This is a genomic window from Methylobacterium isbiliense, assembly GCF_022179325.1.
GTDB classification, from domain to species: Bacteria; Pseudomonadota; Alphaproteobacteria; order Rhizobiales; family Beijerinckiaceae; genus Methylobacterium; species Methylobacterium isbiliense.
In genome coordinates this window covers 26,115-50,661 of record NZ_BPQQ01000067.1, presented here as the reverse complement: position 1 = coordinate 50,661, position 24,547 = coordinate 26,115, and the positions used below count along the sequence as shown (strand labels likewise).

23 protein-coding genes are annotated in these 24,547 nt (G+C 72.6%); 15 read left to right on the top strand and 8 right to left on the bottom strand.

The annotated features are described in order from the left end of the window. Window positions 1–265 precede the first annotated feature (265 nt). The 5 genes from MFF61_RS25240 (at window position 266) to MFF61_RS25220 (ending at window position 7,737) form a co-directional block, all read left to right on the top strand. On the top strand, window positions 266–1,753 hold the full coding sequence (locus tag MFF61_RS25240; RefSeq protein ID WP_238240403.1) for a sigma-54-dependent transcriptional regulator: 1,488 nt from the start codon (window positions 266–268) through the stop codon (window positions 1,751–1,753). Between the two features lie 135 nt (window positions 1,754–1,888). Continuing rightward, window positions 1,889–3,865, top strand: coding sequence for a L,D-transpeptidase family protein (locus tag MFF61_RS25235; RefSeq protein ID WP_238240402.1), 1,977 nt, complete (start codon window positions 1,889–1,891; stop codon window positions 3,863–3,865). Window positions 3,866–4,127: 262 nt separating this feature from the next. After that, window positions 4,128–5,576, top strand: coding sequence for a peptidoglycan L,D-endopeptidase MepK (locus tag MFF61_RS25230; protein WP_238240401.1), 1,449 nt, complete (start codon window positions 4,128–4,130; stop codon window positions 5,574–5,576). Between the two features lie 20 nt (window positions 5,577–5,596). Beyond that, on the top strand, window positions 5,597–6,553 hold the full coding sequence (locus MFF61_RS25225) for an ABC transporter ATP-binding protein (protein ID WP_238240400.1): 957 nt from the start codon (window positions 5,597–5,599) through the stop codon (window positions 6,551–6,553). Next, on the top strand, window positions 6,550–7,737 hold the full coding sequence (locus tag MFF61_RS25220; protein ID WP_238240399.1) for an ABC transporter permease: 1,188 nt from the start codon (window positions 6,550–6,552) through the stop codon (window positions 7,735–7,737). The genes MFF61_RS25225 and MFF61_RS25220 overlap by 4 nt, the downstream gene beginning before the upstream one ends. Before the next feature lie 4 nt (window positions 7,738–7,741). On the opposite strand, the gene MFF61_RS25215 is transcribed toward MFF61_RS25220, so the two are convergent. After that, the gene (locus MFF61_RS25215; protein WP_238240398.1) at window positions 7,742–8,197 is read right to left on the bottom strand and encodes a hypothetical protein; all 456 of its coding nucleotides are present in this window, start codon (window positions 8,195–8,197) and stop codon (window positions 7,742–7,744) included. A 333-nt stretch (window positions 8,198–8,530) separates the two neighbouring features. Here MFF61_RS25215 and MFF61_RS25210 point away from each other — a divergent pair, with 333 nt between their 5' ends. The 6 genes from MFF61_RS25210 (at window position 8,531) to MFF61_RS25185 (ending at window position 14,714) form a co-directional block, all read left to right on the top strand. Next, window positions 8,531–9,067 carry a histidine phosphatase family protein gene (locus MFF61_RS25210; protein ID WP_238240396.1) on the top strand — a complete coding sequence of 179 codons (537 nt, stop codon included), beginning with the start codon at window positions 8,531–8,533 and terminating at the stop codon, window positions 9,065–9,067. A gap of 105 nt (window positions 9,068–9,172) precedes the next feature. Further along, entirely contained in the window at window positions 9,173–10,717 is a 1,545-nt protein-coding gene (locus MFF61_RS25205; protein WP_238240502.1) for a phytoene desaturase family protein, read from the top strand. A gap of 56 nt (window positions 10,718–10,773) precedes the next feature. Beyond that, window positions 10,774–11,520, top strand: coding sequence for a lysophospholipid acyltransferase family protein (locus tag MFF61_RS25200; RefSeq protein WP_238240501.1), 747 nt, complete (start codon window positions 10,774–10,776; stop codon window positions 11,518–11,520). Continuing rightward, window positions 11,517–12,611 (top strand): glycosyltransferase family 2 protein, encoded by a 1,095-nt coding sequence (locus tag MFF61_RS25195; protein WP_238240392.1) that lies wholly within the window; start codon window positions 11,517–11,519, stop codon window positions 12,609–12,611. The genes MFF61_RS25200 and MFF61_RS25195 overlap by 4 nt, the downstream gene beginning before the upstream one ends. 63 nt (window positions 12,612–12,674) lie before the next feature. Continuing rightward, window positions 12,675–14,081, top strand: coding sequence for an amidase (locus tag MFF61_RS25190; RefSeq protein WP_238240391.1), 1,407 nt, complete (start codon window positions 12,675–12,677; stop codon window positions 14,079–14,081). A 36-nt stretch (window positions 14,082–14,117) separates the two neighbouring features. Further along, window positions 14,118–14,714 (top strand): LysE family translocator, encoded by a 597-nt coding sequence (locus MFF61_RS25185; RefSeq protein ID WP_238240390.1) that lies wholly within the window; start codon window positions 14,118–14,120, stop codon window positions 14,712–14,714. Between the two features lie 64 nt (window positions 14,715–14,778). On the opposite strand, the gene MFF61_RS25180 is transcribed toward MFF61_RS25185, so the two are convergent. Beyond that, on the bottom strand, window positions 14,779–15,750 hold the full coding sequence (locus tag MFF61_RS25180) for a TAXI family TRAP transporter solute-binding subunit (protein WP_238240389.1): 972 nt from the start codon (window positions 15,748–15,750) through the stop codon (window positions 14,779–14,781). Window positions 15,751–15,960: 210 nt separating this feature from the next. Between MFF61_RS25180 and MFF61_RS25175 the strand changes: the two genes are divergently transcribed. Both MFF61_RS25175 and MFF61_RS25170 read left to right on the top strand, forming a co-directional pair. Beyond that, the gene (locus tag MFF61_RS25175; protein ID WP_238240388.1) at window positions 15,961–16,734 is read left to right on the top strand and encodes an SDR family NAD(P)-dependent oxidoreductase; all 774 of its coding nucleotides are present in this window, start codon (window positions 15,961–15,963) and stop codon (window positions 16,732–16,734) included. 10 nt (window positions 16,735–16,744) lie between these two features. After that, window positions 16,745–17,230, top strand: coding sequence for a Mut7-C RNAse domain-containing protein (locus tag MFF61_RS25170; RefSeq protein ID WP_238240387.1), 486 nt, complete (start codon window positions 16,745–16,747; stop codon window positions 17,228–17,230). Here the strand turns inward: MFF61_RS25170 and MFF61_RS25165 are convergent. Beyond that, window positions 17,199–17,693, bottom strand: a complete 495-nt coding sequence (locus MFF61_RS25165; protein ID WP_238240386.1) for a DUF427 domain-containing protein — start codon at window positions 17,691–17,693, stop codon at window positions 17,199–17,201. The two genes, MFF61_RS25170 and MFF61_RS25165, sit on opposite strands and share 32 nt — an antisense overlap. Before the next feature lie 179 nt (window positions 17,694–17,872). On the opposite strand from MFF61_RS25165, the gene otsB reads away from it, so the two are divergent. Beyond that, window positions 17,873–18,625, top strand: coding sequence for a trehalose-phosphatase (gene otsB, locus MFF61_RS25160; RefSeq protein ID WP_238240385.1), 753 nt, complete (start codon window positions 17,873–17,875; stop codon window positions 18,623–18,625). An 81-nt stretch (window positions 18,626–18,706) separates the two neighbouring features. Then, entirely contained in the window at window positions 18,707–19,129 is a 423-nt protein-coding gene (locus tag MFF61_RS25155) for an FKBP-type peptidyl-prolyl cis-trans isomerase (protein WP_238240384.1), read from the top strand. Window positions 19,130–19,147: 18 nt separating this feature from the next. Here MFF61_RS25155 and MFF61_RS25150 read toward each other — a convergent pair whose 3' ends face one another. From MFF61_RS25150 to MFF61_RS25130, 5 genes are all read right to left on the bottom strand, one after another. Continuing rightward, window positions 19,148–19,852, bottom strand: coding sequence for an ABC transporter ATP-binding protein (locus MFF61_RS25150; protein WP_238240500.1), 705 nt, complete (start codon window positions 19,850–19,852; stop codon window positions 19,148–19,150). Window positions 19,853–19,899: 47 nt separating this feature from the next. Continuing rightward, window positions 19,900–20,652 carry an ABC transporter ATP-binding protein gene (locus tag MFF61_RS25145; protein ID WP_238240383.1) on the bottom strand — a complete coding sequence of 251 codons (753 nt, stop codon included), beginning with the start codon at window positions 20,650–20,652 and terminating at the stop codon, window positions 19,900–19,902. After that, window positions 20,653–21,975 (bottom strand): branched-chain amino acid ABC transporter permease, encoded by a 1,323-nt coding sequence (locus MFF61_RS25140; protein ID WP_238240381.1) that lies wholly within the window; start codon window positions 21,973–21,975, stop codon window positions 20,653–20,655. It lies immediately after the preceding gene. After that, window positions 21,972–22,925, bottom strand: a complete 954-nt coding sequence (locus MFF61_RS25135) for a branched-chain amino acid ABC transporter permease (protein WP_238240378.1) — start codon at window positions 22,923–22,925, stop codon at window positions 21,972–21,974. The genes MFF61_RS25140 and MFF61_RS25135 overlap by 4 nt, the downstream gene beginning before the upstream one ends. 291 nt (window positions 22,926–23,216) lie before the next feature. Next, window positions 23,217–24,431: a branched-chain amino acid ABC transporter substrate-binding protein gene (locus tag MFF61_RS25130; RefSeq protein ID WP_238240499.1), complete on the bottom strand. Its 1,215-nt coding sequence runs from the start codon at window positions 24,429–24,431 to the stop codon at window positions 23,217–23,219. Window positions 24,432–24,547 lie beyond the last annotated feature (116 nt).

Below are 24,547 nucleotides of genomic sequence, written 5' to 3'. Positions count from 1 at the left end.
GGGACGGCCCCCGGCGGGCCGACCCGCGACCCGTCTCGGCTCCCGGCCGGTCGCCGGGCCTGCGATCCGCGATCGAGACAGCGGAGATCCTGAGCGCTTTTCCGGCGGTCAACCGGCGATCGGCGGACGCCGTTAAGCGCGACTTTACGGTTGTGGGCGAGCATCCGCCTCGAAACGGAACAGCCCACGCGATTCGACCCCCACCCGGGGCGCTCAAGGCGCCCCGCGGGAGCCGGCGGCGGTCGCGTCCACCGAAGGAAGCAGGATGACCACCACCGTGCTGATCGTCGACGACGATCCCGTGCAGCGGCGCCTTGCGGAGGCGATGGTGCGCCGCCTCGGGTTCGAGGCGGTGGTGGCCGAGGGCGGCGAGGCGGGCCTGAGCCTCCTGCGCACGCCCGATCCCGGCATCGACGTGGTGCTCCTCGACCTCGTGATGCCGGGCGGCCTCGACGGCCTCGGCGTGCTCGCCGAGATGCGCCGCAGCGCCCTCGACACGCCGGTGATCGTCCAGACGGCCAACGGCTCGATCGACGCCGTCGTCGCCGCCATGCGGGCGGGGGCGGTCGATTTCGTGGTGAAGCCCGCGGGTGCCGAGCGGCTGCAGGTCTCGATCAAGAACGCCCTTCAGGTCGACCAGCTCCAGGACGAGATTCGGCGCATGCGCCGCCGGGCCACCGGCTCGCTCTCCTTCAAGGACCTGACCTCGAAGAGCCCCGACATGGGCCGGGTGATCCGGCTGGCCGAGCGCGCCGCCAAGTCGAACATCCCGGTGCTGATCGAGGGCGAATCCGGCGTCGGCAAGGAGGTGCTGGCCCGTGCGATCCAGGGCTCGGGAGAGCGGCGCGGCAAGCCCTTCGTCACCGTCAATTGCGGGGCGATCCCCGACAACCTCGTGGAATCGACCCTGTTCGGGCACGAGAAGGGCGCCTTCACGGGGGCCACCGAGCGGCATGTCGGCAAGTTCGTGGAGGCGTCGGGGGGCACGCTGTTCCTCGACGAGATCGGCGAGCTGCCCCTCGACGCGCAGGTGAAGCTGCTGCGCGCCCTGCAGGAGGGCGAGGTCGATCCGGTCGGCGGGCGCAAGAGCGTGCGGGTCGACATCCGCCTCGTCTCGGCGACCAACCGCTCGCTCCTCGACCTCGTGAAGCAGGGCCGCTTCCGCGAGGACCTCTACTACCGCCTCAACGTCTTCCCGATGACCCTGCCCCCGCTGCGGGCGCGGCGCGAGGACATTCCGGATCTCGCCCGCTCGTTCTGCGCCCGCTTCGCCGCCGAGGAGGGCAAGCGGGTGCGGGGGATCACCCCCGAGGCCATGGCGCTGATCACCCGCTACGACTGGCCGGGCAACGTGCGCCAGCTCGAGAACGCGCTCTTCCGCGCCGTGGTGCTGGCGGATGGCGACGAACTCACCGTCACCGAATTCCCGCAGATCGCCGCCCAGGTCGAGGGGTTCGACGTGCGCATCCCGGCCGCGCCGAGCCTGCCCGACGGCCTCGCCCAGGCCCCGCCCGTGCGCGAGATCGTGCGGGTCGAGGTCCGCGATCCCCATGCCCTCTCGCTCGTCGCCGAGGAGACCGGCGAGATGAAGACCATGGAGGGACTGGAGGGCGAGATCATCCGGTACGCCCTGCAATTCTACCGCGGACGGATGTCCGAGGTGTCGCGCCGCCTCGGCATCGGCCGCTCGACCCTCTATCGCAAGCTCAAGGATCTCGGCATCGACGAGGAGAAGGCCGAGGACGCGGCCTGACACCGCGCCCTCTTTCGGTTCCATGCGGTAGGGCCGTCGCGCATGTGCGCTGGCGCACGGTGCGCCAAGGCCCGGCTTGACCTAGACTGCCAGCGTGGCCGCATGGTCCGGCCGCGGGTTGGGTGGGAGACGACGATGCTCCGAGGGCGCAGGACCGCCGCACTTGTCGCGGTGCTGATGGCCGGTCTCGCGGCAGCGCGGGCCGAGGAGCCCCCGGCGGGGGTCGCTGCGGCCGCCGCACCCGCGAGCGATGCGCCGGCCGTCGAGCCGCCGGCCGCCGCGCTGCCGTCGCCCGCCGAGCCCCCGGCAGCCACGGCCGCGGCGCCCACGCCCCCGCCGCTGCCCGAGGATCCGGTCGCGGCGGCCATCGCGACCAAGCTCGCGGATGCCAACGTGCCGCTGATCCGCCGCCTCGGCCGCAAGGAGCGCGAGGCGGTGCAGGCCTTCTACGCGCTCGGCGCCTTCAAGCCGGTCTGGCTCGCTGACGGGGCCTGGACCGAGGCCGCGCGGGCGGTGATCGCGCGGCTCGAAGCCGCGGGCGAGGACGGGCTCGATCCCCTCAACTACCCGATCCCGCTGCTCGGCCTGCCGACCCGCAGCCCGGCCGACCTCGCCGAGGCGGACGTGAAGCTTTCGGCCGCCGCCGCGCTCTACGCCCGCGACGCGCGGGGCGGACGCATCGACCCCTCGCGGCTGTCGCGCCTGATCACCCCCAAGCTCGATCTGCCGGCGCCCGACGCCCTGCTCGGCCCGCTCGCGAGCGCAGGCCCCGGCGCGGGCGCGCTGCTGCAGGCCCTCAACCCGCCGCATCCCGGCTACCGCGCCCTCAAGGCGAAGCTCGCGGCCCTGCGCGCGCAGACGCCCGGCCGCGCCGGCCCGATGGTGCGCCTGCCCAAGGGTCCCGTGCTCAAGGCCGGCATGCGGGATGCCCGCGTGCCGCTGATCCGCGCCCGCTTCGGTCTCGCCAGCGCCGCGGATGCGGACACCTACGATGCCGCCGTGGCGGGCGCCGTCGAGCGCTTCCAGCGCGAGCGGGGTCTGGCCGCCAACGGCATCCTCACGCCCGAGACGGTGGCGGCCCTGGCCGGCCCGTCGCCCGGGCGCCAGGAAGCGGACATCCTGGCCAACATGGAGCGCTGGCGCTGGCTGCCGGCGGATCTCGGGCGCACCTTCGTGTGGGTCAACATCCCCGAATACAAGGTGCGGGTGATGAACGGGACCCGGGTCCTCGACGAGGCGCGGGTGATCGTCGGCAAGCCCGAATCCCCGACGCCGGTCTTCTCGGGGGAGATGACCTATGCGGTGGTCAACCCATCCTGGAACGTGCCGCCCTCGATCCTCAAGAACGAGTTCCTGCCCCGCCTCGCCAGGGACCCGAACTACGCGGCCCGCCTGGGCTACGAGGTGGTGCGGCGCGGCAACAGCATCGCGGTGCGCCAGCCGCCGGGCGAGCGCAACGCCCTCGGCTTCATTAAGTTCATGTTCCCCAACGACCACGCGGTCTACCTGCACGACACGCCCAACCGCTCGCTTTTCGCCCGCAGCGCCCGGGCGCTCAGCCACGGCTGCGTGCGCGTGGACGACCCCTTCCGGTTCGCCCAGGTCGTGCTCGGGCCGACATGGCCGACCGAGCGGCTCAAGAAGCTGATCGGCAAGGGCGAGCGGACCGTGATGCTGCCCGAGAAGCTGCCGGTCCACCTCGCCTACTTCACGCTCGTCGCGGACGAGACCGGGTCCCTGCGCGGCATCGACGACCTCTACGGCATCAACGCCCGGGTGAAGGTGGCGCTCGGTCTTGCCGCCGAGGCCGCGGCGGCGCCCGAGGCCGGCCGCAAGCCCGGCGCGAAGCCCCCTGCCCTGCCGGCCCCGGATGCCCGCCCGCACGAGACGCGGTCCCGGGAGGTTCGTCGCCAGGATGCGGTTCAGCCGCCGCACCGGCAGACCCGGCCGCAGGAGACGCGGCCTGCCCGCACGCTCGCCCAGGCGCCGCGGCCGCCCCGCGCCGTCGCCCAGCAGGTCGAGCCGCCCGCGTCCCCGCCGCCCGGCGGCGCTCCGGCGGGCGGCTGGCGCTGGCCGAACGACGAGGCGCCGGCCCGGCGGGGCTGGTGGTAGCGCGATCCACACGATCGCGTGAGCCGCGGCCGATTTTCGCCACGGTTAAGGCTTAACCACGCCCGGAAAGGGGGACCGAGCGACCCGGTAACCGTCCTTTCACGGTTCTCGGCAACCTTGGGTTCACCATGGCGGCCGCACTGGAGCGGCGATTGCGGGGGTGGAGACCATCGTGCGAGCGCTGCTGCGTGCCGGCCGTCAGGCGGCCGAGACCCTTCGCCTGCCCCGGTCCCGCCGCGCGGACAACGAGCCCCTCCTTCGCGTGTCCCGCTCCACGCGCCGCGCCGCGCTCGTGGCGGCCGCCCTCGGCGCCCTCGTGGTGGGCACCCGCGGCACCCAGGACGCCGTGGCGAACGGCGACACCCGCACGCTCTCGATCGTGCACGAACACACCAAGGAAAGCCTGACCGTCACCTTCAGGCGGGACGGGCGCTACGACCGGGCCGCCCTGGAGCAGCTGAACTGGCTGCTGCGTGACTGGCGCATCGACGAGCCGACCAAGATGGATCCGCGCCTGTTCGACGTGGTCTGGGAGGCCCACCGGTCCGCCGGATCGCGCGACGCCGTCCACGTCGTCTCGGCCTACCGTTCGCCCCAGACCAACGCGGCCCTGCGCCGCCGCTCCCGGGCAGTCGCCGAGCACAGCCAGCACATGCTCGGCAAGGCGATGGACTTCTTCCTCACCGACGTCTCGGTGGACGACATCCGGGCGGTGGGCATGCGCATGCAGCGCGGCGGGGTCGGCTGGTATCCGCATTCCCACAATCCCTTCGTGCATCTCGACGTGGGCTCCGTGCGCTCCTGGCCGCGCATGCCCTACGATCAGCTGGCGCGTCTCTTCCCCGACGGGCGCACCGTGCACCTGCCGCGCGAGGGCCGCATGATGCCGGGCTACGAGGAGGCGAAGGCCGAGATCATCGCCCGCGGCGGCACCGTGATGGGCTACAGCCAGGCGATGGCGGCGCTCGACGAGGAGGAGAGCCCCAACGTCATCCGCCAGCTCTGGACGGCCCTGTTCGGCGGCGGCTCGCAGACCGCGCCGGCCCCGGCCCCGGTGGCCGCGCGGGCGCCCGCGCGAGTGCGCCCGGTGGCCCTCGCGAGCGCGGAGGACGGCGGCACCCGCAGCGCGCTGGCCTACGCGGCCGCCCCCGATCCCCGCGCGGCGCTGCTGGCCGATCTTCCCCCGCCCCAGGCGGCCCCCGCCGAAGCGCCCAGGACCACGGAGGTCCCGAAGGTGCCCGAGGCCGTGCGCCAAGCCGCCGCGCCGGCGCTCCCGGCCCCGATCGAGGCCGCCGCGCCGCTGCCGCCGCGTCGTCCCGCCGAGTTCGTCGGCCTCGCCGAGGCCCTGGTGACGGCGCCCCTGCCCCCCGCGCGTCCCGCGGCGATCCAGGTCGCGACTGCCGACCCGGCCGCGCTCGGCGCGATGCTGCAGCCGCGCCCGGCCCGCTCCCCGGCCGCGGAAGCGGCCTCGGGCGACGCCAAGGCGCAGCTGCGCGCCCTCTTCGCGGCGGCCGCCGATCCGGCCTCGGCGCCGGGCCGGCCCGTGCGTCTCTCCGAGACCCGCGCGGCGCCCCGCGGCACGCCGCCGGCCGGCCTCATCGGCGCCCCGGCGGGCGAGGTCGCGGCCCGCTTCCAGCCGCGCGGCCTTGACGAGGTCGCGCCCGGTCGCTTCTCGGGCGCGGCGGTGAAGCCCCTGCCGGCCCGACGCTGAGCCCTCACGGGCCTTCGGCCATGCGGCCCGAAACGATCGTCGTGGCCCGCGGCCTCGGGCTGCGCTACCGCGATGCGCCGGTGCTCGACGGCGTCGATCTCACCCTGTTCACCGGGGAGACGGTCGCCCTGCTCGGACCGAACGGTGCCGGCAAGACCACCCTGATGCGGCTCCTGGCCGGGGGCTTGGCGCCGCAGGGCGGCAGCCTGCGGGTGGCGGGCGGCGAGCCCGCGCGCGAGCGCGCCGTGCGGCGGCGCATCGGCTGGGTTCCGCAGGAGATCGCCCTCTATCCCCGCCTCACCGTGCGCGAGAACCTCGACGTGTTCGCGCGCCTCGCCGGCCTGAGGCGCGGCGAGCGGGGGGAGGCCGTGGCGCGCGTGCTGGCGCGGGCATCCTTGAACGATGTGGCGGACGCGCTCGTCGGCGTGCTCTCGGGCGGCTACCAGCGCCGGGCGAACATCGCCGCGGCGCTCCTCGCCGAGCCGGACCTGATCCTCCTCGACGAGCCGACGCAGGGCATCGACCGGGTCGCGCGCGCGGCGATCCACGGGCTCCTCGACCGCCTGCGGGCGAGGGGCGCCGCGCTCCTCATCGCCACCCACGATTTCGCCGAGGCCGAGCGTCTCGCCGACCGCGTCGCCGTCCTGCGCGCCGGCCGGATCGGCCTGGAGGGGCGTCTGCCGGACTTGCTCGCTGCTTTGCGCACCGGGCCTCCCGAGCACGAGGTGGCGCTGAGCGACCCGGCCTCTCCCGTGGCGGCGGCGGCCCTGCGGGCAGCGGGCTTCCACCCGGTCGGCGCGCTGACGTGGCGGGCCTCGGATGCGGTGGCGGAGGGGCGCGACGGCGCAGCGCTCCTCGCGTTCCTGCGCCAGAAAGGCGTGCCGGTGCGCGAGATCCGGGTGCGCGAACCCGGCCTCGAAGCCCTGTACCTCGACGCGCTCGACGGCGCCCGCCCGCTCGCGGAGACCGCCGGATGATCGGGGCCGCCTTCCGGGTGATGCTCCTCACCCTCCTGCGCGACCGGGCCGCCCTGGTGATGGCTTTCGTGCTGCCCAGCGTGATCTTTTCGGTTTTCGCGGCGATCTTCTCGGGCGCGGTCGGGGACCGGGTGCGCATCCATCTCGGCCTCTTGGACGAGGCCCGCACGGCCACCACCGCGCGCCTCGTGACGGCGCTCGAGGCCGATCCGGCCTTGCGGCTCACGCGGCTCTCCGGCGATGCGCGCCTCGCGGTGCGCCGGGGCGAGGTCGACGTGGCCCTGGTGCTGCGCGGCGATCTCGCGGCGGGCGGCCCCGGCACGGGCGAGGCCGCGCCGATCCTGCTGATCGAGAACCCGGCCCGGGCGCTCGCCACCCCGATCGCGCTGGGCCAGGTGCAGCGGGTGCTCAACGAGGCCCTGCCCGACGTGGTGCTCTCGCGCATCGTCGCGGATGTGGAGCGCACGGGCCGGATCGGCCCCGACGAGCGCGCCTTCCTCGACCAGACCTTCGCGGAGAGCCGGGCGAAGCGGGAAGCCTTCTCGTTCGCCGCCCTCGTCGAGCGCACCTCCACGGCCCGGGCCGGCGGCAACGAGCGGGTGAGCTACTATGCGGGGGCGATCGCCGCCGTCTTCCTGCTCTTCGCCGCCATGCAGGGCGCCCTCTCGCTGGTGGAGGAGCGCCAGTCCGGTATCGCCGACCGCCTCGCCGCCGGGCCGGGCGGCCTCGCCGTGGTGGTGGTGGGCAAGTTCCTGTTCCTGGTGCTCCAGGGGCTGGCCCAGGGCGCCCTGATCTTCGCCGCCGCCGCGCTCCTGTACGGCGTCTCCGTGGGCGACCGGTTCGGGCCGTGGCTCGTCACGGGCGTGCTCGTCTCCGGCATGGCGGCGGGCCTCGGGCTCGCCGCCAGCGCGGCCGCACGCACGCGCCAGCAGGCGCATCTCGTCGCGACCTTCGGGGTGCTGCTCCTGTCGGCGATCGGCGGCAGCATGGTGCCGCGCTTCCTGATGCCGCCCTGGCTGCAGACGCTCGGCTGGTTCACCCCGAACGCCTGGGCGATCGAGGCCTACCAGACCGCGCTGGGCGAAGGCGCGGCGGCGGCGTGGCCGGCCTGGGCCGTGCTGGCCGGCATCGCCGCCGCGGGGCTCGGCACGGCGGTGGCGCTGGTGTCGCGGCGGGCGGCCTGAGGCATCAGCGCCTGCGTTGGGTATTGGGCCAGATGGCGGAGACGGCCGGCATCTCGGCGATCTGACCGATCTGGGATCCGGTGGCCTCGACCACGAAACTGGCCGAGGATTCGAGGAAGGTCTCCGGCGGCCTGCCGATGATCTCCGCGATGTGGCGGGACGAATCCGCGATCCTGGCGCCGATTTCCGGACCGGTCTCGGCGGGCGCGAAGGAGAAGCGGGCCCGCCCGGTTCCGTGACGGTTGCCCGGCGCGACGGTCCTGAGCTCGGGCATCGGCAGGTCGAGTTCGACGATGACGGTGCGAGGTGCCTCCGCTTCTCGCGCGACCGCGGCACGCAGGTCGTTCGACTGGATCTTCTCCAGCACAGACGCAGGCAAGTCCATGCTCATCGTCCTTATGCTATGCTGTGCGCCGGCGCGCCCCGGTCGACGCCTCGCCGGGTGGTACCGTCCGATCATGCTGCGACTGGAGATCTAACACCTCAGCTGCCGCCGCTTCAAACGAAGATGGGATACGCGACCCCGTCCGGAACGAGATTTACGATATGCAACATCGATTACATTTGCGGCATATCACTCGTTCATGAATCGCGAAACGGAGTTCGACAAAGGAATCAGCAGCCCTACATCAACCGCAGTCAACAAGATCGGCGGAGCGGACAGATGATCGCCTCGACTCGGATCGGCGATGATCGATCAGCCATCGAAAGACCGCGACCGATGCACTGTCGGCGGCAGCGGACGTGGTTCACAGACGCGCCTCTGCGGTTGCGGGGCGCGCTCGCCTCCGGCGTGCTTCACATCCTCTGCTGCATGTGGCTGGCCGGTTCGGCTGCGGCGCAGAGCGCGGCCTGGGAATCCCTCAAGGGCGACGGCGCCGTCGCGATCCTGCGCCACGCCCAGGCCCCCGGAACCGGCGACCCGCCGGGATTCCGGCTGGAGGAGTGCGCGACCCAGCGCAACCTGTCCGAGGCGGGCCGCGCGCAGGCGCGGCGGATCGGCGCGGCGTTTCGGCGGGAGGGCGTGCGGGTCGGCGCGGTGCTGGCGAGTCGCTGGTGCCGCGGCCTCGACACGGCGCGCCTCGCCTTCGGGGAAGCCACGCCCTTTCCGCCCCTCGATTCGTTCTTCGCCGCGGGCGACCGCGCCGCCCAGACCGCCGCGCTGCGCGAGCGCATCGGCGCCTGGCGCGGGCCGGGCGCCCTCGTCCTCGTCACCCATCAGGTGAATATCACGGCGCTGACCGAGGTGTTTCCGGCCGAGGGCGAGGTGCTGGCGCTGCGCCCCCGCCCGGACGGGACGATCGCCGTCGTCGGCCGGGTGACCCCGTGAGCCTGCGCGACCGGGTGTAGCGTTGACCGTGCGCAAGAGCGGTCTAGCTTTTCGGTGTGCGACGGGCCCGCTCCCCGGGCTTTCGCTGCGGGAGTGACGTCCGTGATGCGGTCTGGGTCGACGGTTGCCGTGGTCGGCGGGGGATTGGGTGGTCTGGCGGCGGCCTGCGTGGCGGCGGCCCGGGGCCACGCGGTGACGCTCTACGACAAGAACGCGTGGCTCGGCGGCAAGGCCGCGGTGCTGCGCGAGGGCGGCTTCCGCTTCGACATGGGGCCGACGATCCTCACCGTGCCGCGGGTGCTGGAGCGCATCTTCGCCGAAGCCGGCCGCTCCGTGCACGATTACATGGACCTGCGCCGGCTCGACCCGCAATGGCGCTGCTTCTTCGACGACGGCAGCCGCATCGACCTCCAGGAGGACGTCGCCGCGATGGCGGCGGCGATGGACCGGTTCGTGCCCGGCGCGGGCGCCGGCGAGGGCTACAAGCGCTTCATCGGCGTCTCCGAGCACCTGCACGGTATCTCGGAAAGGTTCTTCTTCTGGAAGCCGGTCGAGGACCTGTTCGACACCATCAACATCCGCGCCAACATGAACCCCGGCACACTGCGCGACGTGCTGTCCCTGCGCATGCACGCCTCGGTGGCCAGCACCATCCGCGGCAAGGTGCGCGACGCGCGCCTCGCGCAGATGCTCGACCACTTCGTGCAGTATGTCGGCTCCTCGCCCTACGGGGCGCCCGCGGTGCTCTGCGCCATCGCCCACATGCAGACCGCCGAGGGCGTCTGGTACCCGATGGGCGGCACCCGGGCGGTGGCCGAGGGCCTGATGCGGCTCGCCACCGAACTCGGCGCCACCCTCAAGCCCGACAGCGAGGTCGAGGGCGTGGCGGTGGAGAACGGCGCAGTCGCGGGCCTGCGCACCCGCGACGGGCTGGTGGCCTACGACCGCGTCATCTCGAACATGGATTCGGTGCGCACCTACCGCGAACTCGTCGGCGGCGAGGTCGGGCGGACCTACGAGAAGAAGAGCTTCGAGCCGGCCTGCTCGGGCGTCGTGCTCTACCTCGGGCTCAACAAGCGCTACGACCATCTCGCCCACCACGACTTCGTGTTCTCGCGCGACCCCGAGGAGGAGTTCGACGCGATCTACAAGCGCGGCGAGCCGGCCCCCGACCCCACCGCCTACCTCGCCGCGCCGAGCGTCACCGACCCCTCCGTGGCGCCCGAGGGCGGCGAGGCGCTCTACGTCCTCGTCCACACGCCGTATCTGCGGCCCCACCACGACTGGACGCAGATGCTGCCGGCCTACCGGCGCACCATCCTCGACAAGCTCAAGCGCACCGCCGGCCTCCACGACATCGAGGACCGCATCGTGGTGGAGCGGCACCTGACGCCGGCCGACATCCATTCCCGCTACAAGGTGCTCAACGGCGCGATCTACGGGCTCGCCTCGCACGGCCGCATCATGGGGGCGTTCAAGCCCGGCAACCGCTCGCGCGAGGTGCGCGGCCTCTACCTCGCGGGCGGGGCCGCCCATCCGGGGCCGGGCATGCCGATGGTGATGATGTCGGGCTGGATCGCCGCCGACGCCATGGACCAGGATGCGCGGGGTCAGGACGCGCGCGGCGAGGCCCTGCGGACCGCGTCGTGAGAGGCGGGACGCGCCCCGATCCGACCCTTCGGCGCTCCCCCGCCCTCTGGCGCTTCATGGCGGTCTATTTCGACCGCTACCTGCGCCGGCACCTGAATGCCCTGCGGGTGAGCACCTGGGGCCTGCCGGCGACGAGCGGCCTGCCCGGGCCGCTGGTGGTGTACTGCAACCATCCGGCGTGGTGGGATGCGGCGGTGATCATCCTGCTGTCCGCCAAGCTGTTTCCCGACCGGGAGGGCTACGCGCCCTTCGATGCCGCGATGCTGGAGAAATACGGCATCTTCGGCCGGATCGGCGCCTTCGGCGTCGACCTCGACAGCCCGCGCGGCGCGGCGGACTTCCTTCACGCGGCCCGCGCGATCCTCTCCCGGCCCGACCGCGTCCTGTGGATCACCGCGCAGGGTCGCTTCGCCGACGTGCGCGAGCGCCCGCTCGGGCTGCGCCCCGGCGTGGCGCGGCTGCCCGAGATCGCCCCCGACGCCGTCTTCCTGCCGCTCGCCGTCGAATATGCCTTCTGGGCGGAGCGGGGCGCGGAGGCCTGTGCCGCCTTCGGCAGACCGCTGGCGGCGCGCGACCTCCTGGGGCTGCCGCGGCCCGCGCGGCTCGCGCGGCTCGAAGCCGACCTCACCGCCACCCTCGACCGGCTCGGCGCCGACGTGCGCAGCCGCGAGCCCGGCCGCTTCGTCGCCCTCGTCGAGGGGCGGCGGGGTGTGGGCGGCATCTACGATGCGTGGCGGCGCCTCGGGGCCGCGCTCGGCGGGCGCCGCTTCGCGCCCGGCCACGGCAAGGACACACCCGCGTGACGACCCTCGCCCTCATCGCCCTGGTCCTGGCGCTGATCCCGGCCGCGCTCGCGGCCGGCAACCTGCTCGCCCTGCGGGCTCCGCGACCGGCGGCCGGGGACGACCTCGTGTCGATCCTGATCCCGGCCCGCAACGAGGCCGCCAACCTGCCCGAGACGCTCGGGGCGGCGCTCGCGAGCCGGGGCGTGCCGATCGAGGTGATCGTGGCGAACGACCACTCGACGGACGACACGCCCGGGATCGTGGCCGCGCTCGCCGCGCGCGATCCGCGCCTGCGGCTGATCGCGGTGCCGCCCCTGCCCCAGGGCTGGACCGGCAAGAACCACGCCTGCCATGTGCTGGCGCAGGCGGCGCGCGGCCGCCACCTGCTGTTCATCGACGCCGACGTGCGCCTCGGCCCGGATGCCGCCGCGGCGCTGGCCGTCGCGGCCGGCCGCCGCGGCACCGCCCTCCTCAGCGGCGTGCCCCGCCAGATCACCGGCAGCCTCGGCGAGGGGCTCACCGTGCCGATGATCAACCTGCTTCTCCTCGGCTACCTGCCCATCCCGCTCGCGCGCCGCGTGCCCCATCCGGCGCTGGGTGCCGCCTGCGGGCAGCTCGTGCTGATCGAGGGCGAGGCCTACCGGGCGACAGGCGGGCACGCGGCGGTGCGCGCGAGCCTGCATGACGGCGTGCAGCTGCCGCGCCTCTTCCGCCGGGCGGGCCTGCGCACCGATCTCGTGGACGGCGCTCCCCTGGCCGCCTGCCGGATGTACGCCTCGTTCGGGCAGGCCTGGGCCGGCTTCTCGAAGAACGCCCACGAGGGCATGGCGACGCCGCGCGCGCTGCCGGTCTGGACGCTGCTCCTGTTCGGCGGGCATCTGCTGCCCTGGCTGCTGGTGCTGGCGGGCGAGACGGCGGGGCTTCCGGCCCTGCTCGCCACGATGGCCACCCGGGCAGCCGTGACCGTGAAGGCCCGCGAGGCGTGGTGGACGATTCCGCTGCACCCGCTCGCCGTCGCCACCACGCTCGCCCTGCAGTGGAACGCGCTGCTGCGCCCGCGCCAAGCCGGGGCGGCGACCTGGAAGGGGCGGACCTATCCGGTGGCGTGAGGCAGCCTTGGCCTTGCCGGACGGTCCGATCGAGTTGAGCCTGTCCGGGAAGAGGAGACGCGCATGACGGAAATCCGGTCGCTCGACGGGGCGGCCCTGCTCGCCGCCTACCGCACGCGCAGGCTCTCGCCGCGCGAAGTGGTGGCGGACGCGCTGGCCCGCATCGCGCGCCACGACCCGGCGGTGAACGCCTTCATTCTGGTGGACGGCGAGGCCGCGCTCGCGGCCGCGGCGGCATCCGAGGCGCGCTGGGCGGCGGGCATGCCCCGTGGCCCCCTCGACGGGCTGCCGATGACGATCAAGGACAACATCGCCTGGGCGGGACACCCGATGCGGCGCGGCTCGCGCACCACGCCCGAGACGCGGCTTGCCGAGAATGCCCCGGCGGTGGACCGGCTGCTGGAGGCCGGCGCGATCCCCCTGGGCAAGACCACGATGCCGGAATTCGGCTGGAAGGGCCTGGGCGATTCGACCCTCACCGGGATCACCCGCAACCCGTGGGATCTGTCCGTCACCACCGGCGGCTCCTCGGCCGGCGCGGCGGCCGCGGCGGCACTCCAGCTCGGCATCGCCCATCTCGGCACCGACGGGGCGGGCTCGATCCGCATCCCGGCCGCCTTCTGCGGCGTGTTCGGTCTCAAGCCGAGCTACGGCCGCGTGCCGGCCTATCCGCCCTCCCCGTTCGGGCCGGTGGCCCATCTCGGCCCGCTCGCCCACCGCGTCGGCGACGCGGCCCTGATGCTGCAGGCGATCGCCCGGCCCGACGCCCGCGACATGCTGGCGAGCCTCGCCGCGCCGCCCGATTACGGCGCGGCGCTGGAGACCGGCGTGACGGGGTGGCGCGTGGCCTGGAGCCCGCGGCTCGGCTTCGCCCGCACCGTCGACCCGGAGGTGGTGGACCTGACCGCGCGGGCGGCCGCGGCCTTCGCCGACCTCGGCGCCGTGGTGGAGGAGGCCGATCCGGGCTTTGCCGATCCGGTCGAGACGCTCAACGGCATCTGGCTCGTCGGCGCCTGGAGCGTGCTGCGCGCCCTGCCGGAGGCGAGCCGCGCGGCGGTCGAGCCGGCCCTGCGCGCGGCAGCCGAGCGCGGCAGCCGGATCGACGCCCCGGATTTCCTGGCGGCGCTCAACGCCCGCGCGGCGGTCTTCACCGCGATGGCGCGCTTCCACGCCCGCTACGACCTGCTGCTCACGCCGGCCGTGGCCACGCCCGCCTTCACGGCCGGCCATCTCACGCCGCCGGACGGCACGTTCGGGGACGACTGGCTCGCCTGGACGCCCTTCTCCTACCCGTTCAACCTCACCGGCCAGCCGGCCGCCACGGTGCCGTGCGGGCTGACGCGGGCGGGCCTGCCGGTGGGCCTGCAGATCGTCGGGCCGATGGGCGAGGATGCGCGCGTCCTCGCGGCCGCCCGCGCCTTCGAGGCGGCCCGGCCCTGGCCGGCCCTGGAGGCGCCGCGCGGGACATGACGCGCCGCCCTATCCGCACGGCAGAGGGGTGAGGCCATGTGGGCGCTCGCGGCCGCGGTGATCCCCTTCGCGGTCTCGACCTCGGTCAGCCCCGGGCCGAACAATGTCATGCTGGCGGCATCGGGGGCGAATTTCGGCTTCGCCCGCACCCTCCCGCACATGCTCGGCGTCGCGCTCGGCTTCCCGCTGTTGCTCGTCGCAGTGGGGCTCGGCCTCGGCGGCGTGTTCGCCGCCGTGCCGGCACTCCACCTCGTCCTCAAGGTCGCGGGTGCGGCCTACCTCCTGTACCTCGCGTGGCGCATCGCCAGCGCGGACGGGAAGGCCGGACCGGCCGAACGCCCGGCCCGGCCCCTCAGCTTCTGGCAGGCCGCCGCCTTCCAGTGGGCGAACGCCAAGGCCTGGATCATGGCGCTCGGTGCCGCCACGACCTACACCACCCCGCAGGGCGACGCCGTGGCGGAGATCGTGGTGATCGCCGCAGTGTTCGGCCTCGTGTCGGTGCCGACCGTGGCGCTGTGGGCCGGGTTGGGCGTCGGGATCGGCCGCGTGCTGGAGCGGTCGCCCCGCGCCTTGCGGGCCTTCAACGTCGCGATGGGCCTGCTGCTGGCCCTCTCGGTGGTCCAGGTCTTCTGACGGCCCGGTCGCCCGGGCCGCCGGCTTGCTGTTCCGCCCGCGGAAGCAAGCATTCGATGCGGTGTCAGTCCGTGCCGACGGTGCCGAGCACGGCCTGGTTCCGGTACCAGCGGCTGGCTCCGTTGTGGAACGGCAGGAAGGTGTTGCGCACGAAATTGGCCGGGACCGTTTCGCCGGCCGCCGAGTGGATCTCCATCATGCGCTCATGCTCCGAGAACACGGCGGCCACGATCGCGTAGACCAGATCGTCCGGCAGGCTGCTATGCGCGACCGCGAAATTGTAGAGCCCGACCGTGACGTAGCGCTGCGGCAGCGAGGGATAGAGGCCAGCCGGCACGAGCGACAGGCCGAGTTCCGGGATCGCGAGGCGCAGGTCGACGATCTGGCTCGGCGACAGCGTCAGGAAGCGGACGCGGCTCTTGCGCTCCAGCTCGGTGAAGGACGGGAACGGGACGCCCGCCGCGACCGCGAGCGCATCGAGCGTCCCGGCCTGCACCTGCGCGGCGAGATTCGCCCATTCCCCGTGGACGAGCGTGGCCTCGATCCCCAGCGTGCGGAAGACCTGCGGGACGTAGGTGCCCGCCGTCCCGGTCTCTGGTCCGACGCCGACGCGCCGCCCCTTGAGGTCGGCCAGCTTCTGGATCCCGGACTCCTGCAGGGTCATGAACTGGAACGGTGTGTCGTACATCGGAAACATCGCCCGCATCGAGCGCAGCGGCTTGCCCGCCGTCCACGGGGCGGTTCCGTTCCAGGCCTGCTGCGCCGCGCCGAGCGTGACGAAGGCGATCTGCACCTCGCCGCTTTCGAGGAGCTGGATGTTCTGGTTCGGTCCGTCGGTCGCGCGCGACACCACCGGCAACCGCAATTTCTGGGTGAGGATCTTGGCGAGACCTTCGCCGTAGGCGTAGTAGGTCCCGCCGGGCGAGGCCGTCCCGATCGTCAGCGAGGCGGGCCAGTGGGCTTCGCCCGCGAAGAGGGCCGCAGGCCAGATCAGCAGGGCCGCGACGAGGGCGGCCAGTCGGGACACGCGTCTCATTCGTCACCTCCGTGCCGTGGGCTTCCGTACGGTGAGACGGCGCGATGTTAGACGAGGCCCGGCCCGTCGACCATGGAATACTTGCACGACGTCCGGGCGACTCCGCCGTCGGCGCCCGTCCGGCACGATGTCGCGCTCGTGCCGGAGGCGCAGGCCGCAGGAACGGCGCTCGCGGCGGCACGTTGCGGTCCGACAGCCCGGAGCCGCCGCATGAAGCTCGACAACCAGATCGCCCTCGTGACCGGGGGTGATTCCGGCATCGGACAGGCCATCGCCACGCTGTTCGCCGAGGCCGGGGCCGATCTCTGCATCACGTATCACACCGATGCGGATGGGGCGGCGGAGACGCGGCGGCGGATCGAGGCCGCGGGACGCCAAGCCCTTGTCGCCCCCCTCGACGTGCGGGATGCGGCCGCCGTGGACGCCCTGTTCGCCCGGGTGGCGCGCGAACTCGGCGTGCCGGACGTGCTCGTCAACAATGCCGGCAAGGGCATGGGTGCGCAGGTTCCCGTCGCCGACCTGCCCGATGACCAAGTCGCCGTCATCCTCGACACCAACCTGAAGGGTCCGCTGCACTGCGCCCGCGCCTTCGTGCGCCAGCGGCGCGAGCGGGGCGGCGGAGGCCGCATCGTCACGATCTCCTCGGTGGCCCAGCACCTGCCGACGCCGCACTCGGCGCCCTACGGCATGGCGAAGGCCGGCCTCGGCTCGCTGACCCGCAGCCTCGCGATCGAACTCGCGGAGCAGAGGATCAACGTCAACGCCATCGCGCCTGGCCTGATCGCCACGCCCATGACGCAGGAGCGCCTCGACGACCCGGGCAAGCGCGACGCCTCGATGAAGGAGATTCCCTGGCACCGGCCGGGCGAGCCGATCGAGATCGCGCGTCTCGCCCTGTTCCTGGCGTCCGAGTACGGCGACTATGTCACCGGTCAGACCTGGGTGATGGATGGCGGGCTCACCATGAACTGGGGCGGGGCGTAATTCTGGGGGCTTGGTTCTGCAGGCTTGGCTCTGCGACGAGATGCTGGGCCGGCTCGCGCGCCTGTTGCGCGCCGCCGGGCACGACGCCGCCCTGGCCGCGCCCGGAACGCCCGATTCGGCCCTCCTCGCCGCCGCGCGGCGGGAGGGGCGCACCCTGCTCGCCCGCGACCGCCACCTCGCCGAGACCGCGGCGGAGAGCGGCCTGCTCCTCCCCGAGGATCGACCCGAGGCGCAGGCGCGTCACCTGTCGCGGCTGCGCAGGATCGACTGGCGGCTCGCGCCCTTCACGCGCTGCCTGATCGACAACACGCCGTTGCGGCAGGCCATGACGGGCGCGGTCGCGGCGCTCCCCGCGGCGAGCCGCGACGGAGCCGGTCCGTTCAGGGCCTGCCCGGCCTGCGGGCGGATCTACTGGCCGGGAAGCCACGTCCGGCGGATGAGCGCCACCCTCGATCGCCTCGCGGCTACCAGCCCATCGACCCCGGACCGCCCTTGAACGGGCCGACCACGCGCGCCGTGATCCAGCCGCCGTAGAACGAGCCCGGCTGCGGCTCCGCCCGCTCGTCGCCGACGTAGCACCCGTCCATCGGGCCGGCGTAGAACGCGACGTGGTCGGTGATCGGCAGGAAGCCCGGCGTCGGCCTGGGGTAGGCCCAGGCGGCGCCGGGCGCACGGCGCCCGCCGGCCGTCACGTCGAACAGGACCGCCCGGCCCTTCCATTCGCAGGTTCCGGCCGGGCGCGGCGGCCCGAGCACCCCGGGCCGGATGTCGCCGGGCGGAAGATAGTAGGTCGGCGGATGGCTCGTCTCCAGTACCCGCCAGCCCGCCTGCGTGTCGGCGATGGTGATCCCGCCGAGGTCCACGCGCAGGCGCGCCTCCACCCGTTCCAGCCGCGGCGGGCGCGGATAATCCCACACGCTCTCCTGGCCCGGCCCGGGCGGGATCGGCTGCGGTCGCATGGCGCCTCCTCGTGGTCGCGCGACAATGGCGCGGGCCGCGCCGGTGCGCGCCGCGGCATGCCGCCCCGCGGCGATTGCATCGGGGCGCCGCTTGGCTCTAAGCCGGGCCGCCGGTCCTCCCGTCGCACGGCCGTTACCGGCCGGCGGCAGGATCGGAATTCGCCCCGGAGTGCCGAGCCGTGACCGATTCCGCCTACGCGCTGTTCCTCGACTTCGACGGCACGCTCGTCGACATCGCCCCGCGGCCGGACCAGGTCATCGTGCCGCCCGCCCTGCCGCCCGCCCTCGCGCGCCTGCGCTCCCGGCTCGGGGGCGCGCTCGCCATCGTCACCGGGCGGCCAATCGCCACAATCGACGGCTTCCTGGCCCCCGAACGGTTCGATGTCGGCGGCCTGCACGGGGTGGAGCTGCGCCGCGGCAGCGCGGTGGCGGGCTGCGAGCCCGAGGCGCATCCCGCTCTGCGGGCCGGGGTGGCGCGCCTCCAGCGGGCGGTGGCCGATCTCGACGCGGTGCTGATCGAGGACAAGGGCTGCTCGGTGGCGGTGCATTGGCGGCTCGCCACCCCGACCGATGCGGAGAGGGCGCAGACGGCCGTGGAGGGTGTGGCGCGCGACCTCGGGGAGGCGTACCGGCTCCAGCTCGGCAAGGCGGTGGGCGAGATCCTGCCCGCCACCGCCACCAAGGGCCACGCGATCCGCAGCTTCCAGCAGGAGGCGCCCTATGCGGGCCGCCGCGCGGTCTTTCTCGGCGACGACCTCACCGACGAGAAGGCCTTCGCCACGGTGAACGCGGATGGCGGCCTCAGCGTCCGCGTCGGCGGCGGCGAAACCATCGCGACCCGCCGCCTGCTCGAACCGGAGGACGTGCGCCGCGTGCTGCTCGCCTGGGCGGACGGCGCCCCGATCGATCCGGAGGCGCTGCCGCGCGCCTGACGCGGCCGGCGCCCTCGGCAGGGCGGCGCACCCGTGCTAACGCAGGCGCCCGACCCTCCAGAGACAGGACCCGCGCCCGCAATGCGCCTCTCCTCCCTCCTGACAGCCGGAGCCGTGCTGATCGCCATGAACGCTGCCGCTTCCTCCGCCGACTTCGTCACCACCCCCTCGGGCCTCAAGTACAAGGACGAGGTGGTGGGCACCGGCCCCCAGCCGAAGGCCGGTCAGACCGTGAGCGTCCACTACACCGGCTGGCTCGACGACAAGGGCAAGAAGGGCAAGAAGTTCGACAGCTCCGTGGACCGCGGCCAGCCGCTCGGCTTCGCGGTGGGCACCGGCCAGGTCATCAAGGGCTGGGACGAGGGCCTCTCGACCATGAAGGTCGGCGGCAAGCGCACGCTGCTGATCCCGCCGGAGCTCGGCTACGGCGCGCGCGGCGCGGGCGGCGTCATCCCGCCGAACGCCACGCTGGTCTTCGACGTGGAACTCCTGGGCGTGCGCTGAGCCCCGGGCGGGGGCGGCTCACACTTCGAGCCACTCCCGCCGCACCGCCTCGTTCGCCATCAGCCCGGCGGGGGTGCCCTCGAACACCACCCGCCCGTGGCCCATTACGTAGAGGCGCTGCGACAGCTTGAGGGCGATGGTGAGCTTCTGCTCGACCAGCAGCACCGCCACGCCCCTGGCGGCGATCTCGCCGATGAGGTCGCCCACGCGCGCGACCATCTGGGGCGACAGCCCCTCGGTCGGCTCGTCGATCATGATGAGGTCCGGGTTGCCCATGAGGGTGCGGCAGATGGTGAGCATCTGCTGCTCGCCGCCCGAGAGCACGCCGCCGGGCGTGTCGATGCGCTCCTCCAGCCGCGGAAACAGGCGGAAGATCTCCTCGTAGCTCCAGCGCGCGCCCGTGCCGGGTTTTTCGCCGAGCGCGAGGTTCTGGCGCACCGTGAGCTTGGGGAAGATCGCCCGCTCCTCCGGCACGTAGCCGAGGCCGCGGCGGGCCACCACGTGCGGCCGCAGGCCGGCGATGGGCTGGCCCTTGAAGCGGATCGTTCCCCGCGGCGGCACGTCGCCCATGATCGCCTTCAGGGTGGTGGAGCGGCCGACGCCGTTGCGGCCGAGGATCGAGACGATCTCTCCGGCCCCGACGCGGAAGCTGACGCCCTGGAGGATGTGGCTCTTGCCGTAATAGGCGTGCAGGTCCTCGACCTCGAGGAGGGCCGGGGCCATCTCGGGCGGCAGGGCGCGCGCCTGCGGCGGGCTGGCGACGGCGGCGCTCATGCGGCGGCCACTCCCAGATAGGCTTCCTGCACGGCGCGGTTCTCCCGGATGCGCTCGGGCGTGTCCGTGGCGATGATGCGGCCATAGACCAGCACCGAGATGCGGTCGGCGAGCCCGAACACCACCGCCATGTCGTGCTCGACCATCAGGAGCGTGCGCCCGGCCGTCACCTCGCGGATCAGCGCGGTGGCGTGCTCGCTCTCGCTGTGGCTCATGCCGGCCATGGGCTCGTCGAGGAGGATCACCCGGGCGTCGCTGGCGATGCTGATGCCGATCTCAAGCGCCCGCTGCTCCGCGTAGGCCAGCATGCCGGCCGGCATCGCGGCCCGGTGCCCGAGGCGGATGCTGTCAAGGATCTCGGCTGTGCGGGCGGCGACGCCCGGCAGGTGCTCGATGCCGCGCCAGAAGATCGGCCGGTAGCCCATCGCGCGGAGCACCGCGCAGCGCACGTTCTCCCACACGCTGAGCTTGGGGAAGATGTTCGTGACCTGGAAGCTGCGCGCCAGCCCCCGCCGGTTGATGGCGGCGGGGCGCTGGCCGGTGATGTCGGCGCCCTCCAGGCGGATCGTGCCGCTCGTCGGCGAGAGGCGGCCGCTGATCAGGTTGAACAGCGTCGACTTGCCGGCCCCGTTCGGCCCGATGATGGCGTGGCGCTCGCCCGCGGGCACCGCGAGGTCCACGCCCGCGATGATCTGCGTCGCCCCGAAGGACTTGGTGACGCCCGAGAGTTCGACGGCGGGGGCTGCCATTCAGGCCTCCTTGGCGGCGGTCGCGGCCGCGTCCCACGCCTCCGCCACCCGCGGCCAGGTCGCCCGGAAGGCCAGGAAGCCGCCGCCCGCGACGAGGAGCGCGATGATCCAGGGCAGCGGGCCGGCGACGTCGAGGGGGATGCGGAACAGGGTCATGGCGGTGCCGTCGCCGGCCTTCACCAGGGCCCGGAACGCCATCTCGATCAGCGCGATCAGGCCGGCCAGCATCACGAGCGCGGGCACGAGCGCCAGCAGGTAGGACGGGATCAGCCTGTGCGCGGTGCCGGCCCGGATCAGCGGCCCGTGCATCATCGCGAGGCCCGCGATGCCGCCGGGTGCGAACATCACGATCGCGATGAACATGAGCCCGAAATAGAGCTGCCAGATCTCCGTCAGGTCGCTCAGCGAGACCTGCAGCAGGGTCACCACCACGGCCCCGATCACCGGGCCGACGAAGTGGCCGATGCCGCCGATGAAGGCCGCGAGCAGCACCACGCCGGACTGGTGCAGGCTGAGATACGACACGTTGACGATCTCGAAGTTGATGGCCGCGAGCGAGCCGGCCACGCCCGCGAACATCGCCGAGAGGCAGAAGGCGGTCAGGCGCACCGTCTGAGGCTCGTAGCCGATGAACTCGACCCGCTCCGGGTTCTCGCGTACCGCGTTGCACAGGCGCCCGAGCGGCGTGCGGGTGATGGCGTACATCAGGACCGCGCAGATCAGGCACCAGACGGCGATCAGATAGTAGACCTGGATCTGCGGCCCGAAACTGAGGTCGAACAGGCGCAGCATCTTGGTGCGGTTGGTGGTGATGCCCTCCTCGCCGCCGAAGAAGCTGTGCAGGATGTGCGAGCCCGAGGCCACCAGTTCGGCGAGGCCAAGCGAGATCATCGCGAACACGGTGCCGGCCCGGCGGGTCGAGACCGCGCCCAGCACGATGCCGAAGGCGAGCCCGGTGACCGCCCCGACGAGCGGCATGGCGGCGAGCGGCACCGGCAGGCGCCCGGCCGTCACCGCGTTCATGGCGTGGACCGTGAAGAAGGCGCCGAGCCCGTAATAGACCGCGTGCCCGAAGGACAAGAGCCCGGTCTGGCCGAGCAGCATGTTGTAGGACAGGGCGAACACGATCATGATGCCCATCAGGCTCATCATCGTGAGCGAGCCGCCGCTCGTGAAGATCTGGGGCGCGGCGAGCAGGATCGCCGCGGCGATCACCCAGGGCACCACGTGGCCGAGGCGCCCGCCCGTGCGCGGTCGCACCGCCTTCTCGGTCTGACCCCCGGCCCAGTCGCCGGCCGGCGCGCGTTCGACGAGGTCGGTCATGCTTCGCGGTTCCCGAGGAGCCCGGTCGGCCGCGCGATCAGCACGACGACCAGCAGGAGGTAGGGGATGACCGGGCCGATCTGCGCGATCGTCACCGTCCAGAGGTCGCCCAGCACGCCGCCCGCGGGCTGCGCCGTGATGCCGAGGGCCTGCGCCACGCTCGACACCGACACGTCGAGGGAGACCGCGAAGGTCTGGACCAGCCCGATCAGCAGGGAGGCCACGAAGGCGCCCGTGAGCGAGCCCAGGCCCCCCACCACCACGACCACGAACAGGATCGGCCCGAGCAGGCCCGCCATGTTGGACTGGGTGACGAGGGAGGGCCCGGCGATGACGCCGGCCACCGCGGCGAGACCGGTGCCGACGCCGAAGACCAGCATGAACACCTTCGCGACGTCGTGGCCGAGCATCCCGACCATGTTCGGGTGCGTCAGCGCCGCCTGGATGATCAGCCCGATCCGCGTGCGGGCCAGCACGAGCAGCAGGCCGACGAAGATCGCCACCGACACGGCCAGCATGAACAGCTTGTAGGCCGGGTAGTTGGTGTCGAAGATGGTGAAGGCCGGGAAGTCGAGGAGCGGCGGCACGCGGTAATCGACCGGGAGCTTGCCCCAGATCATCTGCACCACCTCCTCGATCACGTAGGCGAGACCGAAGGTGAAGAGCAGTTCCGGGACGTGACCGTGGCGATGGACGTTGCGCAGGCCGTAGCGCTCGACGAGCGCCCCGAGGCCTCCCACCACCAGCGGCGCGGCCACGAGGCCGATCCAGAAGCCGGTGTAGCGGCTGATCTGATAGCCGAAAAACGCCCCGAGCATGTAGAAGCTCGCATGGGCGAAGTTCAGCACGCCCATCATGCTGAAGATGAGCGTCAGACCGCTCGCCATCAGGAACAGCAGCATGCCGTAGAGCACGCCGTTCAGGGTCGAGACGATCAAGAGTTCGAGCAACGGGCGGCCTCCTGGCGCAAGTCGACGAAGGCGGCGGGACGACACCGGACCGGAGCGTCACCGGCCGGCCACCGGGTCTCGCGAGCCCCTCCCCGCTCGGCGAGGCATGGCGGCACCGCGTCCCCGAAGCGGGCACGACTCAGGGTCGATGAGGTCGAGGCGGCTGGCGCGGTGGCCCCGCATCAGCCTCCCGGCATCGATCCCGACGCGATCCTGAACGCGGCGACACCGATACCGTAGCGGGGGCTTGAGCGGAACGGCCCGACGCCGTTCCGCCAAGCCGTCACAGCGTCAGCTCGGCCGGTCCATCTTGCAGGTGGTGGGCACCACCGTATCCTTGGCGACGATCTCGCCGATGCCCTTCCAGCCCCAACCGGTGTTCTCGCTGTCGAAGTTCTTCGCCGTATCGATCGGTCCGAAGCTCGAGATGTACATCGTCTGGAACAGTTGGTGGTCGTCGGGCCGCATGAAGCTGTCCTGGCCGTACAGGGTGTCGTTGTGAATCCCTTCCATCGCCTTGGCGATCGCCTTGGGGTCGGTCGACTTCGCCTGTCCGGCCGCCTTGACCAAGATGTTCATCAGGTTGACGACGCGCGGATAGATCAGTTCCTGGCCGACCCGGGCGCGGAAGGCCTTCTCGAACTCGTGGCCGGGCGGGTACGGAATGTTGGCGTAGCCCTCGGCGATCTGGAAGATTTTGTCGGCGAGGTTGGTCTGCTTGATCGCGGTCGGGGCGCCGGCACCGCCGCCGTAATAGGTGTAGAAATTGGCCTGGAGACCCGCATCGGCCGCCGCCTTGAGCAGCAGCGACATGTCCTGGCCCCAGTTGCCGGTGATGATCGAGTCGGCGCCCGAGGCCTTCACCTTGGCGATGTAGGGAGAGAAGTCGTTGACCTTCTGCAGCGGAGCGACTTCGTCACCGACGATCTGGATGTCGGGCCGCTTCTCCTTCAGCATCGCCCGGGCGGCCGAGCGCACCGCCTGCCCGAACGAATAGTCCTGATTGATCAGGTAGACCTTCTTCACCTCGGGCTTGCCCTTAATGAAATTGGTCAGGGCCGCCATCTTGATGTCGGAATTTGCGTCGAACCGGAAGTGCCAGTAGTTGCACTTGGCGTTCGTCAGGGCTGGGTCGACCGCGGCATAGTTGAGATAGAGGATCTCCTTGCCGGGATTACGATCGTTGTACTTGGACACGAAATCGATGATCGCGGCCGCGACGCTGGAGCCGTTGCCCTGCACGACGACGCGGGCGCCGGAATCGATCGCCTTCTGGATCTGGACGAGGCTTTCCTGCGGGTTCAGCTTGTTGTCGTAGCCCGTCACCTCCAACTTCAGGTCGGGGTTCTTGGCGTTGTTCTGCTCCGCCATGTACTGGAAGGTCTTGAGCCCCGCCTCGCCGGTGCTGGCGCCGCCGCCCGACAGGGGATCGACGAAAGCGATCTTCAGGGTGGCGGGGGCGGCCAGGGCCGTCGTGCCCGCGAAGGCTGCACCGAGCGCAATCATGCCGGCGAGCGCACGGCCCGCGATCGATCCGTTCACTGTTTCCTCCTCGATCTCGGCAATTCGAGTCGTTGGTCTCTGCGCGCCGCGTTCGGCGTCGCCGGCGGGGTCTCGCGCCG

Bases quoted from the DNA above. Each gene is read 5' to 3' on its own strand.
- MFF61_RS25155 (WP_238240384.1), top strand. From the start codon at position 18,707: ATGCGCCTCTCCTCCCTCCTGACAGCCGGAGCCGTGCTGATCGCCATG.
- MFF61_RS25215 (WP_238240398.1), bottom strand. From the start codon at position 8,197: ATGATCGGACGGTACCACCCGGCGAGGCGTCGACCGGGGCGCGCCGGC.
- MFF61_RS25130 (WP_238240499.1), bottom strand. From the start codon at position 24,431: ATGATTGCGCTCGGTGCAGCCTTCGCGGGCACGACGGCCCTGGCCGCC.
- MFF61_RS25165 (WP_238240386.1), bottom strand. From the start codon at position 17,693: ATGCGACCGCAGCCGATCCCGCCCGGGCCGGGCCAGGAGAGCGTGTGG.
- MFF61_RS25240 (WP_238240403.1), top strand. From the start codon at position 266: ATGACCACCACCGTGCTGATCGTCGACGACGATCCCGTGCAGCGGCGC.
- MFF61_RS25175 (WP_238240388.1), top strand. From the start codon at position 15,961: ATGAAGCTCGACAACCAGATCGCCCTCGTGACCGGGGGTGATTCCGGC.
- MFF61_RS25220 (WP_238240399.1), top strand. From the start codon at position 6,550: ATGATCGGGGCCGCCTTCCGGGTGATGCTCCTCACCCTCCTGCGCGAC.
- MFF61_RS25190 (WP_238240391.1), top strand. From the start codon at position 12,675: ATGACGGAAATCCGGTCGCTCGACGGGGCGGCCCTGCTCGCCGCCTAC.
- MFF61_RS25235 (WP_238240402.1), top strand. From the start codon at position 1,889: ATGCTCCGAGGGCGCAGGACCGCCGCACTTGTCGCGGTGCTGATGGCC.
- MFF61_RS25145 (WP_238240383.1), bottom strand. From the start codon at position 20,652: ATGGCAGCCCCCGCCGTCGAACTCTCGGGCGTCACCAAGTCCTTCGGG.
- MFF61_RS25225 (WP_238240400.1), top strand. From the start codon at position 5,597: ATGCGGCCCGAAACGATCGTCGTGGCCCGCGGCCTCGGGCTGCGCTAC.
- MFF61_RS25180 (WP_238240389.1), bottom strand. From the start codon at position 15,750: ATGAGACGCGTGTCCCGACTGGCCGCCCTCGTCGCGGCCCTGCTGATC.
- MFF61_RS25140 (WP_238240381.1), bottom strand. From the start codon at position 21,975: ATGACCGACCTCGTCGAACGCGCGCCGGCCGGCGACTGGGCCGGGGGT.
- MFF61_RS25200 (WP_238240501.1), top strand. From the start codon at position 10,774: ATGGCGGTCTATTTCGACCGCTACCTGCGCCGGCACCTGAATGCCCTG.
- MFF61_RS25150 (WP_238240500.1), bottom strand. From the start codon at position 19,852: ATGGCCCCGGCCCTCCTCGAGGTCGAGGACCTGCACGCCTATTACGGC.
- MFF61_RS25185 (WP_238240390.1), top strand. From the start codon at position 14,118: ATGTGGGCGCTCGCGGCCGCGGTGATCCCCTTCGCGGTCTCGACCTCG.
- MFF61_RS25205 (WP_238240502.1), top strand. From the start codon at position 9,173: ATGCGGTCTGGGTCGACGGTTGCCGTGGTCGGCGGGGGATTGGGTGGT.